12 protein-coding genes and 1 pseudogene are annotated in these 17,069 nt (G+C 57.7%); 6 read left to right on the forward strand and 7 right to left on the reverse strand.

The window, feature by feature from the left end:
- The first annotated feature begins 270 nt into the window (after nucleotides 1-270).
- From GXY01S_RS07025 to GXY01S_RS07040, 4 genes are all read left to right on the forward strand, one after another.
- Entirely contained in the window at nucleotides 271-1,920 is a 1,650-nt protein-coding gene (locus tag GXY01S_RS07025; RefSeq protein WP_061273580.1) for a TolC family protein, read from the forward strand.
- A 97-nt stretch (nucleotides 1,921-2,017) separates the two neighbouring features.
- Nucleotides 2,018-2,839, forward strand: a complete 822-nt coding sequence (locus GXY01S_RS07030; protein WP_061273517.1) for an efflux RND transporter periplasmic adaptor subunit — start codon at nucleotides 2,018-2,020, stop codon at nucleotides 2,837-2,839.
- A gap of 20 nt (nucleotides 2,840-2,859) precedes the next feature.
- Nucleotides 2,860-4,197 carry an efflux RND transporter periplasmic adaptor subunit gene (locus GXY01S_RS07035; protein ID WP_242501357.1) on the forward strand — a complete coding sequence of 446 codons (1,338 nt, stop codon included), beginning with the start codon at nucleotides 2,860-2,862 and terminating at the stop codon, nucleotides 4,195-4,197.
- Between the two features lie 19 nt (nucleotides 4,198-4,216).
- On the forward strand, nucleotides 4,217-6,322 hold the full coding sequence (locus tag GXY01S_RS07040) for an HlyD family efflux transporter periplasmic adaptor subunit (RefSeq protein WP_061273519.1): 2,106 nt from the start codon (nucleotides 4,217-4,219) through the stop codon (nucleotides 6,320-6,322).
- A gap of 415 nt (nucleotides 6,323-6,737) precedes the next feature.
- Here the strand turns inward: GXY01S_RS07040 and GXY01S_RS07045 are convergent, their stop codons facing one another.
- The 7 genes and pseudogenes from GXY01S_RS07045 to GXY01S_RS18505 all read right to left on the reverse strand — a co-directional run bounded on the left by GXY01S_RS07045 (nucleotide 6,738) and on the right by GXY01S_RS18505 (nucleotide 14,357).
- Nucleotides 6,738-7,307 (reverse strand): gluconokinase, encoded by a 570-nt coding sequence (locus tag GXY01S_RS07045; protein WP_061273521.1) that lies wholly within the window; start codon nucleotides 7,305-7,307, stop codon nucleotides 6,738-6,740.
- A 372-nt stretch (nucleotides 7,308-7,679) separates the two neighbouring features.
- Nucleotides 7,680-9,173: a carbohydrate porin gene (locus tag GXY01S_RS07050; protein WP_242501358.1), complete on the reverse strand. Its 1,494-nt coding sequence runs from the start codon at nucleotides 9,171-9,173 to the stop codon at nucleotides 7,680-7,682.
- A 174-nt stretch (nucleotides 9,174-9,347) separates the two neighbouring features.
- A pseudogene (locus GXY01S_RS07055) lies at nucleotides 9,348-10,278 on the reverse strand (2-hydroxyacid dehydrogenase).
- A gap of 131 nt (nucleotides 10,279-10,409) precedes the next feature.
- Nucleotides 10,410-11,759 (reverse strand): MFS transporter, encoded by a 1,350-nt coding sequence (locus GXY01S_RS07060; protein ID WP_255210379.1) that lies wholly within the window; start codon nucleotides 11,757-11,759, stop codon nucleotides 10,410-10,412.
- A 41-nt stretch (nucleotides 11,760-11,800) separates the two neighbouring features.
- Entirely contained in the window at nucleotides 11,801-12,808 is a 1,008-nt protein-coding gene (locus GXY01S_RS07065) for a Gfo/Idh/MocA family protein (protein WP_061273527.1), read from the reverse strand.
- Nucleotides 12,809-13,029: 221 nt separating this feature from the next.
- Nucleotides 13,030-13,959, reverse strand: coding sequence for an AMP-binding protein (locus GXY01S_RS07070; protein WP_061273529.1), 930 nt, complete (start codon nucleotides 13,957-13,959; stop codon nucleotides 13,030-13,032).
- 224 nt (nucleotides 13,960-14,183) lie between these two features.
- Nucleotides 14,184-14,357, reverse strand: a complete 174-nt coding sequence (locus tag GXY01S_RS18505; RefSeq protein ID WP_165165580.1) for a hypothetical protein — start codon at nucleotides 14,355-14,357, stop codon at nucleotides 14,184-14,186.
- Here GXY01S_RS18505 and GXY01S_RS07075 point away from each other — a divergent pair.
- Complete coding sequence (locus GXY01S_RS07075) at nucleotides 14,317-15,762, forward strand: helix-turn-helix transcriptional regulator (protein WP_061273531.1); 1,446 nt, start codon at nucleotides 14,317-14,319, stop codon at nucleotides 15,760-15,762. The genes GXY01S_RS18505 and GXY01S_RS07075 overlap by 41 nt on opposite strands.
- Nucleotides 15,763-15,956: 194 nt before the next feature.
- Nucleotides 15,957-17,018, forward strand: a complete 1,062-nt coding sequence (locus tag GXY01S_RS07080) for an L-idonate 5-dehydrogenase (RefSeq protein ID WP_174520926.1) — start codon at nucleotides 15,957-15,959, stop codon at nucleotides 17,016-17,018.
- The last annotated feature ends 51 nt before the right edge of the window (nucleotides 17,019-17,069 follow it).

A 17,069-nucleotide genomic window follows, 5' to 3' on the forward strand; every position in this document is an offset into this window, starting at 1 on the left:
GTATTTTCAATTCCCGCATTCCATCTACATTTTTTTTGCTTACGTTACAACAAATGAAGTTGACAGAAATGTGACGGCACCATAACTACCATGCCGCACTCGGTATCGAGCGCAGCATAACTGCAAAACAGGCGGGCATTACAAAACCATACCTATATATATCTCTATATAGTTCTATATAATCAGATAACCACAATTCTATTCCCGCCATCTTGTGTTGAAATTACTCTTGACGACCTGAATACAACCCTGAAATTCATGGTAAATCCTGTGACGCATCAGCTTATCCGTGGCAAATTACGTCTGGCTTCCTGCGCTGCGCTTTCGACAGTCATGCTGCTGGCGGGGTGTGGCATGCGGCCCAAGCCCATGCCCCTGGCCGATCATATCAAACGTGCCGATGCCGATCACGCCACGATCGAGGCGCGTTATCTGCCGCTCGATGGCGACCTGACACTGGGCACCGCCATCGCGCGCGCGCTCAAGTTCAACTATGACTCACAGGTCGCCAAGCTTGAGATCAACCAGCAGGAAAAGCAGCTTGATCTGGCCCTGATGCAGATGCTGCCGCACCTTGCGGCCGATGCGGGCTATACTGACAGAAGCAACAACAATGCTGCTGAAAGTATTGATGAATTCAGCAACCAGCGCTCGCTGGATTATTCCTATTCCGAAATGCCCAGCCATGGCAGCGGGGATATCAGCTTTTCATGGAACGCCATGGATGCGGGGATCAGCTATTTCTCCGCCCGCCAGCAGGCTTTCCGCGCGCTGATTGCCGTCGAGCGCCGCAGGCGCGCCATCAATGATCTGGTCAAGGCCGTCACCACCAATTACTGGGAGGCTGCCGCAGCCCAGGTCATGCTGCCCCGGCTCGACCCCATCATCCACGATGCGGAGACCATGCTGGCGGCATCGCAGGATGCCGGTAACGCGCACCTGCAGTCCCCGCTGACGCTGCTCGATTACCAGCAGAACATCATCCAGATCCTGGGTGAGATGCGGCGCATCAAGGATGAGCTGGTTGGCGCGCAGATCCAGCTCGCCTCGCTCATCAACGTGCCGCAGGATGAAAAGCTCAATCTGGCCACCCACCCGCAGGATGTGCAGCCGCTGGGCAACCTCGACATTCCCACGCTGGAGCGCATGGGGCTGGTGATGCGCCCCGAACTGCGCATGGAAGTGTACCAGCAGAAGGTTGACCGGCAGGATGTCTATAAGGAAATCCTGAAGATGATGCCCGGCATTGGCGCCATCGGGAACGGCAACTTTGATTCGAATGCCCTGCTCTACCACCACATCTGGGGGCAGATCGGGGTGCGGGCGACCGTCAACCTGATCAACATGATCCAGGGCCCGCGCGCCATTGCTGTGGCCAAGGGCAATGTCAAACTCTCGGAAATGCGCCGCCTTGCGCTGAGCGTCGCCATTCTGGCCCAGATCAACCTGAGCGCGCAGAAATACGTTACGGCGGTGGATTTTCTCAAATCCTCACGGCAGATCAACGATGTGAGCCTGCAGATGGAGCAGCTTGCCGTCTCCGCCTCCGCCGCAGGCGCGCAGTCCGAGGCCAATCGCGTGCGCCACCAGATGGCCGCCCTGCTCGGCCAACTCGAATACAGCCGCAGCCTTGCCCATACCCATCAGGCGCTGGCCAACCTGTATGCCTCCATCGGCGTGGACCTTGTGCCCGCCAATGCCGATATTCAGGACCTCAGGCACCTGACGGCGCAAGTCGAGCATTCCATTGCCCTGTGGGAAAACGGCCGCCTGCCTGACCTGACGCTGCCCGATAATGTCAGGAAACCGGATGCGGGCACCAGCACGGTACCCGTCGCGGTACCGGTGCCGCAGGCTGCGCCGCCTTCCACCCCTGTTGCACAGACGGATGCGGCACAGCCTGCCGTTACACCTGGCTGATCTGCCATTTTGAATATTATTACTAATAAGTAATGTTTTAAGGCCCCATCACCCTGGCGGGAGTGGTGCCTTATATTCCGGAAGGCTGGTTGCATATATGCGTATATATTCGTTTATCTCGGCACTGTTGCTTGGCCTTGCACCCGGCACGGTCCTGGCCCAGGCAGCACGACCGGTCGCACCCGCTGACATGACACTGACCGCCACGGCACCTGCCCAGCAGCCTGATCTTGCGCCCACGTCGGAGCCGGACAGCACGGCGGTCCATGCCCCCAGCGTGCAGGTCACCGCACCGGTGAGTGCGCAGATCAGCGCCAGCATGTCGGGCCAGCTTGAAAAATTTCCTTTGCGCGACGGTGACCATTTCCACAAGGGCGACGTCCTTGCCGAGTTCCGCTGCGGCCAGCAGAAGGCAACCCTTGCCCACGCGCATGCCGAATACATCAAGCGCCGTGGCCTGCTGGATGTGCAGAACAAGATGAAGGCGCTCGGGCAATGGAGTGTATCGGACCTGCGCTCGGCCGCGGCCGATGAACAGGCAGCCAATGCCGATCTGGAAATGGCCGGCGCCGTTGTGGCCCAGTGCAAGGTCGAGGCCCCGTTTGACGGGCGTGTCTCCAATACCACGGTGCATAATTACCAGTATCTTTCAGCCGGAACCCCCATGCTGGAAATACTGGATGATACCTCGCTTGAACTGTCCATGATCGTCTCATCCATGGAACTGCGCCATCTGCAGCCCGGCACACCGTTCAAGGTTCATATACTGGAAACGGATGCCACCTACCCGGCAACCGTCAGCCGCATTTCGGGCAAGGTTGATCCTGTCAGCAAGACCATCAAGGTCTATGGCAAACTGACCCACCCCGCCCCTGACCTGCTACCGGGCATGACAGGAGAAGCCCAGTTCGGTCAATGAAGGTGGATGGCTGACGGATCATGACCTCCTCCCCGCCTGATCCCTTACGCCTGCAGCAGGGCCGGCAGGCCGCATTGCTGCGGCTGTCAGCCCTTGTGCATCTGTGCGAGCGCCTGCGGACCTGCCCGCCTGATGAACTGGATTTCGTGCTGGTCAACGAAAGCCATAATCTCCTTCCCTACCAGCAGGCCGCCCTTTACCGCACGGACAAGGCAGGGATAACCGCCATATCCGGCACGGCGGTGTTCGATTCCGCCGCCCCCTATGTGCGCTGGCTGGGCCGGGTGTTCGAGAGCATCACGCCACAGGCTGAGGCCAGAGCGCTTGATGTCGCGACCCTGCCTGCCACGCTGCGCGATGAATGGGCGCAATGGATGGCCCCTCATGCCGTGCTCCTTCCGCTGCTTGGGCGGCATGGCCCGGTGGGCACGCTGCTTGTCGCGCGGGCAGATGCATGGACACCGCCCGACATCCAGGCCCTGTGCATGATTGGCGGCGAGTATGCGGAAAGTCGGCAGCTTATCGCCTCCCAACCGCCCAGGCCACGCGATACACGAATGCGCAGACGCATCGGCGCCATACTGGCGGCTGCCGTGCTGGTGGCGTGCTACCCGGTCCATTCATGGGTTCTGGCCCCGGCTGAAGTCGTGCCGGTTGCCCCCACCTATGTGCGCGCGCCCTTTGCCGGTATCGTCCACCAGCTTGATGTCGCTCCCAATACAGTCGTGCAGGCCGGTACACCGGTCGTGGAACTGGAGCGCGCGCAGCTTGAAAGCCAGTACCTTGTTGCCCGCAAGGCGCTGGAAGTGGCCCGCACCCAGTATGATGAAGCCATTCAGGCAGGCATGCTTGATGCCAAGGCCCGCGCGCAGGCTGGTGAACTCAAGGGCCGCATTGACGAGGAAGCGGCCCAGATGCGCTACCAGAGCGAACTGCTGCACCGCGCCACCCTGACCGCCCCGATAGACGGGCTGGCGCTTTATAACGATCCTTCCGAATGGATAGGCCGCCCGGTGGAAGCTGGCGAACGCATTCTCATGGTTGCACCCGCCCTGTCGCGCCGGATCGAGATCCGCCTGCCCGCAACCGAGGCCGCACATTTCGCCCCCGATGCGCGCGTGCGTTTTTTTGACAATGTGCACCCAAACCATCCGGCAGAAGGGCATCTGGTCTTTACCTCCTACGCCAGCACACCGACCCCTGCGGGCACGCTGGCCTATACCCTGCGTGCCGACCTCGATAGCGACATCCGCCTTGGCCTGCGCGGCACTGCGCGCATCTACGGCCCACGGCACATGCTGGTGCTCTGGGCCCTGCGCAAACCACTGGGCGTGGTCCGGCAATGGCTTTCCTTCTAGCTGACCCGGCAGACGACGCATGAGCACCCCCGCCCCCTGGCCTGCCCTGCGTGATGACCTTGAGCTGTTACGGGGCCCCGTCGTGACCGGCGCGCCCACATGGAGCCTCTATGACCCCGCCCGCCACCGTTACGTGCGCCTTGGCAGCATGGAAATGGAAATCCTGCAACGCTGGGACCTGGCTGACCCGGACACGATTGCCCGCATTGTGCATGAGCAGACCACGTTTGATACGCAGTCGGCCGATGTCACGGCCTTTGCCGCCTTCCTGCAACAGGCCGGGCTGACGACGGCGCAGACCAGCGCAGACACCGCTTTGCTGGCCCGGCAGGCGCGCAGGCCGCCCTTGCTGTCATGGATCCTGCATCATTATCTTTTCCTGCGGGTAAGGCTGTGCAATCCCGATCCCGTTCTCAAACGCTGCGTGCCGCTAACGGACTGGCTTTTTACCCGCAGGTTCTGCATCGGGCTGGCACTGGCAGTGGGGTTGGCGGTCATTCTGGTCGTGCAGCAATGGAGCCTTTACGCTGCGGGGTTCATGCATCTCATCACGCCGCAGGGCGCAATCGGCATTGCCCTGGCGCTGACATGCAGCAAGATGGTGCATGAACTGGGCCACGGCATCGCGGCACGGCATTTTGGCTGCCGGGTGCCTGCCATGGGGGTGGCCTTTCTGGTCCTGTGCCCTGTTTTATGGACCGATACCACCGATGCATGGCGACTGGTCCGTGCGCGTGACCGGCTGGTGATCGACTGTGCCGGCATGGTGGCCGAAATCATGCTGGCCACGCTGGCCACCATTATCTGGAGCGTCATACCCGATGGCCCGCTGCGTGATGGCCTGTTTACGTTAAGCAGTTCGACATGGATCCTCACCCTGTCGGTCAATCTCAGCCCGCTGATGCGGTTTGACGGGTATTATATTCTTTCCGACCTCATGGGCATTCCCAACCTGCAGGAACGCGCCTTTGCGTGGACACGCTGGCGCACCCGAAAGTTCCTGTTTGGCATGGATACGCCCCCGCCCGAAGTCTTTCCCACATATCGGGGGCTCATGCTGACCGGCTACAGCATGGCAACATGGCTTTATCGTTTTTTCCTGTTCACCGGGATTGCACTGGTTGTCTATCATGCGGTTTTTCCCGCGCTGGGCGTGGTTCTGATGGGCATTGAAATCTGGTTCTTTATTGCCCGCCCCATCATGGGAGAGCTGGCGCAGTGGGCACGCCAGGCCCTGCATGCCCCCGGTAGCCGCCGCGTACACATTACGGGTGCGGCGTTTGCCATATTGATTGCCCTTCTTTTACTGCCATGGAGCCACACTGTTCGCGCGCCTGCCGTATTGCGGGCGAAAGGGCAGAGCATGCTTTACACGCAGGACCCTGGCCAGGTGGTGCGCCTGCTGCCCACAGGCAGCCTGGTACGGGCAGGCGAGACCGTGGCCGAACTCCGCTCTCCCCAGCTTGATCATGACCGTGCCGTATCAATTGCACGACTGGCAACGCTGGAGGCCACATTGTCGGAACGACTGTTTGGCGTGGAAGATACCGCCTCGCTTGATGATACGCGTGACAGGATCGAGCAGGAAACAGCCGAGCGCCTGCGGGCTGAAGCCGCGATAAGGCAATTGACCCTCACCGCACCCTTTGACGGCATGCTGGTGGATGTTCCACCGGAAATCCATGTCGGTGATACATTGAAACAGCATGATTATATTGGCTCAATCATAACCAGAGACCACGCCACTATTGAAGCATATGTGTATGAAACGGACATCAGCTTCATACAGCCCGGAGCAGAGGCCAGTTTTATGACCGATAGCCCTGGTGCCAAGCAGATTACGGGGCATGTACAGTCGATTTCGGTAGCATCAGTCCCTGAAATCGATGCGCTGGAACAGGCCTCCCTTTATGGTGGACATATCAAGGCACACCGGGACGAGACCAGCCACCGGCTCGTGCCGGAAGAAGCGGTTTATCAGGTTATTATCCTGCCTGATGGGCCGCTGCCACCAATCAGGCGGCGCATCAGGGGAATGGCCCGCATACACGCCACCGCCACCAGCTTCTTGCAGCGGACCTACCGCAAGATTGTCTCGGTCTTTATGGGAGAAGCAGGACTGTAGCAGCAATACGCAGGATCTATTTTATTTATGGATAAAGAAAATTTGGACTTGTGCCCATTAAGCCTGCCTCGATGGAGGCCCGCCAGATCGTCGAATGGGACAAGTCCATTCTCCTCCTGGAGCGGATTAACGCCGCCGCGTAGCACAATCCAGAGCATGCAACTCTCTCTGCTCAAAACGCAGAACGACAATCATCATCCAGAGCCTTCAATACCAGCCCGCGAACCCAAAATCAGGCAGAAAGGTCTTCATCAACGGTTCTTCGAACCCTCCATCTCATGGAAGCAGGTACTGTCATAACCCTTATTCGCAATCAGATGGTGAGTATCCGGCAGGACTGGAAGCAGCATGTGGGCGCCGTAATAATCGCTTATCTGGCTTTCCGTCAGAAGCATGGCAACGGCGCGCCTTATTTTTAAAGAGAAAGCTGGGCCAGATGTGCACAGGCCAGTTCAGCAAGTTGCGCCTGCGGGGCGTTGACATCCAGCACCATGACCACTTCTTCATGCATGTCGGGTTCCTCCAGCGTGGCGAACTGACTGTCGAGCATGGCAACCGGCATGAAATGTCCGGTTCGCTGGGAAAGGCGGGGCATGATGTCCTCCCTGCTGCCTTTAAGGTAGACAAAACAGACATCCGCGCTGTCGCCGCCAATCTGCCTGCGGTAACTGCGCTTGAGCGACGAGCACGTCACGATGCCACACTGGCCTGCATCGCGCCATGACTGTATCCGGCCAGCAATCAGATCAAGCCATGGTGCGCGATCCATATCGGTCAACGGAATGCCCTTGCTCATGAGGGCAATATTGGCAGGAGGATGCAGGTCGTCACCTTCGATAAGGGACCAGCCCATTCGTTCGGCTATCAGTTGGGCAAGTGTACTCTTGCCACAACCTGATACCCCCATAACAATCAGCACGCACGGTCGTCCCGCCTCACCAAACCTATGCGAGAATGAAACCATATCCTGCCCCATGTCATACATTGCCTATCCTACCGAATATTATCATGAGAAAATGATCGACCCAGGCCTGTCTCGACCGGCAAAGAAGCGATAGATAACCGTTACTGACCCGATCAGCATTCAAGACATCGACATCCTGACAGAAATAGGATAAATAAATCCAGTAAAATGGATGGCATAATTTTATTCCCGCTTGATACATTCGATCACGTTAACAATCATGGAATTTTATATTCCTTACCTTAAAACTAGACAGAATAAAATTACAACAAAGGGTGTTGCTTACTTTGAAAATCGACAAGTTCCAACTACCAGATCTTTTCAGATCACGGATGTCCAGGTTTTTGCAACATCGCGGAATTCCATACAGAACAGATACGATCCGCAGTCTGGTTATAAAATCTGTATCTGCGACTTGAACCCAATGAACTCCACGTTCTTCAGGTTTTTCTGTGCATTGGGATGGAAATAGATCTGGAAGTCTGGCGCAAACACTACGCCGCGCATGACATGAATCTGGTAGTTTGCCTCAAATACCGTTACGTGTCCCTGGACACCCGTGGCATGGTTTGGCGCCGTTTTAGCGGGGATCATGCTGAGATCCAGCATATCCGTATCTGAAACACCAGGCGCAATTTTTACATAGGTCATGACGACACCAAACGAATCATAGGGGCGACTTCTGATAAAACCACGGTCCACAAATGCCACATATGTTTCGTAATTACGCAATGAGGTACGCGGATCATTATAGATTATTCCGGTCATTGCCGTCAGCCCGCCTTCGGCATTGGAATAGGAATGGCGGAGGAGCTTCTGGTCAATTTCAAACCATGTGCTCCATGTCTGCTGATGAGTGCGGGCCGCCCTGCCAGAAAGGGCATAAGGCTGACCCTGAGCATCATAGTAATTGTCAGGGTTGGGAGCGGAGATCACCTGGCCGCCAATCTTGTAATGTCCCGGCAGTTTATGCTGGTGGCCCAGCAGGGGCTCCCAACCCAGCTCAATCGGCGCAAGCTGCCCTACAATATTGGATGAATTAAAATGAAACCCGGTCCTGTGCTGGCTGTTGGCGTAAATTCCACGTTCGGCAAAATAGACACCGGCCTGTATATAAATGTAACGTGATGGACGGCCACGCACACGAAAGCCCCACTCTCCGGCCGGATAGGACGTAATATACTGATTATCGATCGCCGCCTTGGGGCGCCCGCAAAAACCGTTATTCTGAAAATTGCAGAAAAGCGAACTGGCGCTGAATTCACTCATTTCAGTCAACCTCCCCCCGGCAATACTGACGCGACCACCGAGCAGGTTTTCCTCCCCATATGCCGTAACCAGATGAACGACAACATTGCCCCCTCCCCCGTATATTTCCGATGAGTGTGCAAGCCAGTCTCCCATCATGCGGTTGGCGGTCGTGCCATAGCGACTGGTAAAAAGCGTATGGGTGGCAAAGCCTTTCAGACCAATAACCTTTTCCCAGTTGATGTGAAGAGCGGTATTCATCTGCCCTGCGTTACTTGCCCCCTGCTTGTAATCCGGGTGGCCGGGCGTTGGACTTGAAATGGCGGCCGTGAATTCATTTGTGTTATCCATAGTCAAGACAATGCCACGCGTGCGTAGCCATGATGTCATGCCGAATGGGTCTGTAAACAGGGCTTCCGGCCGGGAAAATGGCGGAACCATAGGCCCGTTTGACGGATGGGCCATGAGTGGTGTCGCCACACGGAGCCTGGCGTCACTATTAGAGTTATCCTGAAAAGTCTGCGCTGTTGCTTGACTGCATAGAAACATACCCGCGATGACAATGACGAGCCAGGATTTTGTTCTAGAAACATGTTTTTGACAATATAATTCCATGATAACCGTCAATAACGCACGCATCCACCATGTTCCTGTCGCACTTATTGTTTATCAAACAAATATTCATTGCATGAATATTTAATCACGACATTCCGGAAAAATAGATGCCTAAAGCCGCCCTGCCCGCAGGGATGTCTTCAATATGTGTAAGATACGCCTGACTGCGGACGTATCCCACACAAGCAGTACGCCAGTTCAGATCACGGCAGTCAGCAATGACTGATCCGCAAAATGGGCAGCAAGATTTTTTATGACCAGTTCTCCCATGGCCAGCCGCGTTTCCACGGTTGCGCTGGCACGATGAGGCTGCAGTACCGCACGGGCAGAATGGCGGAGCGGCGCAGGTACATCGGGGTTCATGCTCGAACACGTCCAACGCCGCTCCACCGAGTTTTTCCGCATCAAGCACCTGTATCAGCGCCTGTTCATCCACGACCGAACCGCGGGCGACATTGACCAGAAAACCATCGGCCCCCAGCGCTTCCATAATCTCCCGGTTGACCAGATGCCGCGATCCCGCACCACCCGATGCCGCGATGACCAGAATGTCGCTACCCCGTGCCAATGTCAGCAGATCAGGCACAAAAGCATAACCCTCCAGTTCAAAATCCCGCAGGTCGGTATAGGATACAGGCATGGCAAAAGCCTGGGCGCGATGCGCAATCGCACGCCCCACCCGGCCCATGCCTATGATCCCGAGCTTCCTGCCGGTTACCTTGCGCCCGAGCGGCAGAGCGGGTTTATGCCCCCAGGCCCCGTCACGAACATACCGATCCCCTGAGGGCAGCCCGCGCAGAAGCGACAGGACAAGCCCCATGGCCATATCCGCCACATCATCGGTCAGGACACCCGGCGTGGTGGTGACATGGATATCGCGCTGCCTGGCTTTTTTCAGATCCACAGCGTCCGTGCCGATCCCGTTTATGGCAATGATCTCGAGGGCAGGCAGGCTGTCCATGACGGCTTCAGGCACGCCAGTCGCGCCGCCTGTCGCAATACCGCGTATCCTGCCCGCACTCTCTTTCAATTGTGCAACCGAGGTAAAACGATGCACGGTATAGGCAGCATCAAGCTGCTTCTCGATTTCGGGCATCATGGGTTCAATCAGCAGGATTTCAGGTTTCATGATTTCAGGTTTCCAGTTCAAGCAAAATGGGCACTTACACTGCCAATAGCGGGAAATCGGGCCATAATTTCGGTATCATGCCCGACAAAAACGGTTTCGGTCTGCACTTTCCATAATGAAATAAAAAACAACTATAGAATGTCGTTCTGCGCAACGAGGTCACGGTTACGGCATTCGGGAATGAAATAAGTTGTGCCAATGGTGATGCCCGCAAGAAAAACGACATAACCTGCAATTGGCAGCCACGACATCTGGCCGGGATGCGCCGCGGATGGCGAAAAGCTTGCCACCCACCTGATAATGCATGATCCGATAAGGGGCGTTATGCCACCTGCAATCACGGCCGAGACTTCACGCGCCAGCGATACGGCCATGTACCGGTGCCGAGCGCCAAACATTTCCGGCAGCATGGCGGCCTGCGTGCCGAACATGCCCCAGGTGGTTACCCCAAGGGCGATGGACAGCGCGATAATGGCAGGTAGCGGACGGCCGGTGCTGAAGGCATACCATACCGGCAACGCCGTGATGGCCTGCAGGATGGCAAAGGCGCGGTAGACCCTGATCCGCCCGAAACGGTCACTCAGCCGCCCGGCAATCGGCACGGTAAAGCCGCCGATTACCGCAGCCGTTATCAGGGATGTCGTGCCCAGCAGTCCGCCCAGGCCCATAGTGTTGACAAGATAGCTGATCGCCAGAACCTGATAGATGGAGGAACCGCCATTTTCGGCCATTCTCACGCCAATCCCGGCCAAAATCGTGCGCCACGAGCCCTGGATGAGGGAGAAAAGCGATTCACGTTCTTCCGCCACCTTGCGCTGGATTACTTCGAAAGTAGGAGATTCCCGAAGCTTGAGGCGCATATAAAGCGCAACCACAAGAATTACGGCACTGACCAGAAACGGCAGCCGCCATATCCATGAATGCGTGATGTCCGTCACCCCGAACAGAAGGCTGCAATAGACCACGGCTGCGATGATAGTGCCGATCTGGATGCCGAGGAATGGCAGCGAGGCATAGAACCCGCGCTGACCCACAGGGGCATATTCCGTCATCATCACGGCGGCGCCGGCCTGTTCCGCCCCTGCCCCAAGCCCCTGGAGCATCCGGGCCGTAATGAGCAGGATGGGGGCCCATATCCCTATTGTCTGGTAGGTCGGGATCAGGCCGATACCCGTGCTGGCCAGACCCATAAGGGTTATGGTCATCAGCAGGACCTTCTTGCGACCGATATGGTCGCCTAGCCGACCGAACACGATCCCGCCAATCGGGCGTACGGCAAAGCCTACAAAATAGGTTGCGAAACTGGCGATAAGACTTGTGACCGGCGTGGCCGAAGGAAAAAAGAGCGGCCCGAAAACCAGTGCCGATGCCAGGCTGTAGAGTGCGAAGTCATAATATTCAAGCGCACTTCCCAACGAGCATGTCCATGCCGCGCGACGCAGTTCGCTTACCGTCAGGGCAAGGCGAACCGGGGGAGACATTATCCGGCCATCTGCGCCGATGGCCCCGAATGCTGCTTGTGTCATGGAATTTCCACTTCGACCTGACGGCCCGTAAGGGCCGATTCACGAATGGCCAGCGCTATGGCCAGTGCAGCAAGGCCATCTTCGCCGGTCGCGGCGGGTTGCCCCGTGCCACGCACCGCATTGCTGAATGCGGCAAGGGCGTAGTGATAGAGATTGTGATGGTGAACCGGTATTTCCTTTTCACCATCGGCATTGCGCATGAACAGCCGCCCCGCGGCCCGCTGGCTCATGCAGTCCCGACCGATCAGGACACCATTGCTGCCATAGAACTCCACCCCACCTTCAGAGAAGGGGACGGTATAGGAACCATGGATCTGGACCAGGACATCGCCTGGAAAGCGCATGATCACCATGATGCCGTCCTCCACGCCATCATGGGCAAGGCGACCGCTCTGGGTCATGGCCATGACATGTGTCGGGTTGCTGCCGATCAGGAAACGCAGCGTGTCGATGTCATGGATCGTGCTGTCGAGTATCAGCCCGCCCCCGTTGGGGTCGTTGATACGCCACCCCTGCAGGGCCTGAGGCAGGAAATTGGCATGAAAGACCCGCACGGCATTGAGCCGGCCGATCTCCCCCGCTTCCAGAAGCTGCCGCAGTTTCTGGTGCATGGCATTGCAGCGCAAGTGATGATTGACCGCCAGGACCACGCCCGCATCATGGCAGGCAGCGATCATTTTCCGGGCATCATCAATACCAAGGGCAACCGGTTTTTCGCACAGGATGTTTTTTCCGGCACTGGCTGCCGCCAGTGTCTGGCTACAATGGAACTGGTTGGCGGTGCTGATATAGACGGCATCCACGTTTCCGTCTGTCAGGATCGCGTCGATATCCGTCGTGTAGGCAGGGATGCCGTTTTCCGTGGCAAACCGGGCGCCGCGCTCTTCGCTCGAACTTAGCACGTTCAGGATCTGGCTGTCTGGCTGCGCACGAATGGCATCGACAATCCATTGCCGGGCAACATTGCTTGCGCCAATCAGGCCCCAACCGATAGGACTGTTCATTGGATGATCAGGGACAATTGCAGGCCCTCTCCATAATGGGCACGCTTCCCCCACAGGGGGCGTGTCTTGTGGCATCAGGTATGGGAAACAACCAAATGTTGAATTTTTATTTATTGTTTATTTCAACGCACCAGTAACCGGTGACGCTTGACTGAAAACGCTGCCCTACCGAACCAGTTTTGTCAGGTTGAAAACAAAATCGTGAACGGAGCCCGTCCAGGTCAGCCATTTTGGGGCTGAAGGCCATCGCCGGGGGCCGCAATGGTGCTCCCTTTTGCCAGAACGCTGACCACAAGTGCAGTCTGGCCCGCATTCCACGCCATGTTAAGGAGACTGTAAGGAATTTCTTCGTTGCCCTGTGGGGCCAGCATTTCCATGGCGTAGCTGGTCAAGCGGCTGTACTCCCCGACCGTATAGGACACCCCCCGCTCCCGACCTGACCGGTGCGATGGATAAAGAAGAAACAGCGGCTCATCCGCAAACATGACCGCAGGCGGAAAATCAGGCTCGTACCAATCCACCACTGCATCATAAAAATGGTCGCGGCCCGGCTTCATCGGCACATCTGCCGCGGCGCGGGCCACGACCAGAACCATCTGCACCCGGCAGCGGGCACCGGCAATGGCCAGAGCGCTGTCCAGTCTGGCCTTTGACGATACGGAACCCTCTATGCCGCCTGTTTCAATATCTGTCAGAACGACAACAGCGCCACATTGCGCCAGCCGTTCGGCAAGGGCAGGAACATCCGATACGCCGGCCAGCACGACATGCACCGCACCGATACGGATACAGGCCAGTACTGCAACGATACTTTCCATCATCAACGGCATATGGATCGCAACCCTGTCACCGCGCTGCACGCCCTGGTCCAGCAGGGCATTTGCAAGACGGCAGACGTGCTCATGCAGTGCCTGACAGGAAACCCGTTCCTCAGGCCGCGCGCCTGATCCCGGCCAGATTATCGCGGCCCTGTCCGCATGATCGCCGAGATGACGGTCAATGCACAAGGCAGAGATATTCAGCATGGGCGAGGCATATTGCCGCAGCGGGTCGACAGGCAGCGAGACTGCATGAGCGGCCGGTTGAATAGGGTGCTGCCGCGCATGGATGGCAGGCAGAACGAACACGTTGTCATAAGTCCTGCTGATCATGGACCTGTTCCCCATTGTTCAACTGCTCCGGCACGGATCACGCGCGATGCAGTCATAAATTAAAAGAGAGGCGACGTGTGCTTTACGCGAAAAAACGCGATGACGGATGTGTGCCGACCTGGCGGATACGCGCGCCGTGCCACAACCGGGAACCGAAGCGGATGGCCGTCACCCGCGCGGTCCGGTTCCACAAAAAGCTGTTGTCGGTATGGGGCTGCGCCCCGTCATGGCATTTCATAGGATGTGCTCTTGTTTGCTTTTGTTACCACGGACTGTGACAAATCCCGGTTGCGGGCGGAAGATGTTTTGCCGTTTAAAGGGGCGAACGCCGCGCCGCGAATTGCAAAGGTTGCGAAGATGAAAAAAGCCGCCACCAAAACCTTCACCGGGTCACGCATCCGTCATCAACGCAACCGTGTGAGCATGACACAGAGCGCGCTGGCGCTGCGGCTGGGCATATCAGCCAGTTACCTTAACCAGATCGAACATGACATACGCCCCCTGCCCCTGCCTTTGCTTGGTGCCCTGTGCGACATCTTTTCGGTAGGGGCGGATTATTTCAGTGATACTGAAGAAACACGGGGCATACAGGCACTACGTGAAATACTGACCGACCCCGTATTCGATACGGACGGCATCAGGCTCGACAGTATCCAGGCCGCCATGCGCGCAGCACCTGATCTATGCGCCCAGTTTGTGCGGCTCTATCGTGCCTATCTGCTACGGCAGGAACACACGGCGGCCCCACTGGTCGGCGCGGTCGCGCCATCGCCCGCCAGACAGGATGATGCCCCCGATCGGGTGGAACCTTATGAGGCCGTCAATGACTGGGTGCAGTTCCAGCGCAACTATTTTGATGAAGTAGACCGCACGGCGGAACGCCAGTTCGAGATGATACGGCTTGATGAAGGAAGCCCCCGCGAACAGCTTACCCGCTATCTTCTGGACCATCATGGCATACGCACGGAAACCGATCTCAGCCTGGGGCAGCGGGGCCTGATGTGGCGGATGGACCGGCGGGCACGCACCATCTTCCTTTCGCGCATCCTCCCGGCGGAAAGCAGTACGTTCTGGATGGCGCAGGCGCTGGGACAGATCGAGCATCAGGCCGTGTTTGCACGCACCATCCGCCGCTCCCGCCTGCGCGAAAGTGAGGCACGGGGACTGGCGCGTGTCTATCTGACCAATTATTTTGCCGGGGCATTGCTCCTGCCTTATGAGCGTTTTCGGATAACCGCACGTGAGGTCCGCCATGACCTGGAACGGCTGCAGCGCCATTTCGGGGTCAGTTTCGAGCAGGCGTGCCATCGGCTCAGTACCATGCAACGCCCGGGAAGCCAGGGCATACCCTTTTACTTTCTCAAGACGGATATTGCTGGCAATATCCTCAAGAGTTTCAGTGCGAACCGCTTTACCCAGTCCCGCTTCGGCGGTCCGTGCCCATTATGGAACATTTTCCGTGCATTCAGCACGCCCCAGCAGGTGCAGGTCCAGCTATCACAGACCACCGATGGCGCGCTTTATCTCAACATAGCCCGCACGGTCGGGCGCAGCAGCATCTCCTACCTTGACCGTCCGCGCCTGACTGCCGTGGTTCTGGGCTGCTCCATTGCCGATGCTGAGCACCTTATCTATTCCGCAGGGCTGGACCTGAATGACCCGCAGATGATCATTCCCATCGGGCCGGGATGCCGTGCGTGCACCCGCGAGAACTGTCATCACCGCGCCCTGCCCATGGTTGGCCACCGGGTTGATGTCAACAATGAGGGACGCGGCATCGCGCCCTATCGCACGGCATTATAAAACCTGCCCCGGATCAGCCACGGATACGAAGGCGGCGCACATCATTCTTTTCATGGCGGAAACCAGACTGTCTGCTGTCTCGTTAGAGCGGGCAGAACCCTTACCCTTTGCCATGCCCTGTCAAGGCCGTCATGCCGGCTCAACCTGTCCCGACAAAGCGACAGCCCTGTTTACAGGCGGGGAGCATTCTGAACGTGTATACTGAAGCAAGTCATAACAACGTCGGTTCCTGCCTGACTGAGGCACTGGTGATCCATGCGCCGCATGACCTGCGGCTGGACCCAACTCCCCTGCTACCACCCGGCCCTGATGAAGTGCAGGTGAATATGGCCTGGGGCGGCATATGCGGCTCGGACCTGCATTATTTTGCGCATGGGGGCGTTGGCGCATCCATTCTGCATGCCCCCATGGTTCTGGGGCATGAAGTCTCGGGCACGATTGGCGCGCTGGGCCGCGATGTGAAAGGTTTTTCCGTTGGCGAGGCCGTTGCCATTCACCCGGCCCAGCCGTGTGGTCACTGCCCCGAATGCGCGCGGAAACAGCGCAATCTGTGTCGTAACATGCAGTTTTTGGGAAGTGCTGCACGTGATCCCCATACCGATGGCGGCTTCCGGCGGGCGATGACTGTCAAGGCGACACAGCTCCATACCCTTCCCCCCGGCCTGACTCTCCGCCAGGCCTGCCTTGCCGAACCATTATCCGTCGCCCTGCATGCCATTGCGCGCGCAGGCGATGTGCGCGACCGCAGCGTGATGGTGCAGGGGGCAGGCCCAATCGGGCTGTTAATCGTGGCGGGGCTAGTCCATCACGGGGCAGGACGGATTGTGGTAACCGACCTGGAGGATTTTCCACTCCAGTGCGCAACCCGGCTGGGTGCCAGCAGGTGCTACAACACTCGCCATGCCGCAGTGGAAGAAGAATTCGATATCCTGTTTGAGGCTACGGGCGTGCCAGCCGCCCTGCCTGCGGCCATAGCCCGCACACGGCGGGGCGGCATACTGGTGCAGGTTGGCATGTTCCCACCAGGTGACATCCCCGTGCCGATTGCCCAGATCATCAACCGTGAACTCGATTTCAGAGGAACGTTGCGTTTCGATACCGAATTCGATGCAGCCCTGGCCTTACTGGCTGAACGGCCCGAAATTGCCGATATTCTGGTCACCCAGCAGTTTTCCCTGGCCAATTTTGCCGCAGCCTTTGCCCTTGCGCCAGACCGCAGGCAGGCCGCCAAGATCCTGCTCTCCCTGAGCACGTGACAAGAGGCTACCCATTTCCTCCCGGACATGGTGGCGGAAATGGGCAGGAAG

The organism is Komagataeibacter xylinus NBRC 15237 (assembly GCF_001571345.1).
Taxonomy (GTDB): Bacteria; Pseudomonadota; Alphaproteobacteria; order Acetobacterales; family Acetobacteraceae; genus Komagataeibacter; species Komagataeibacter xylinus.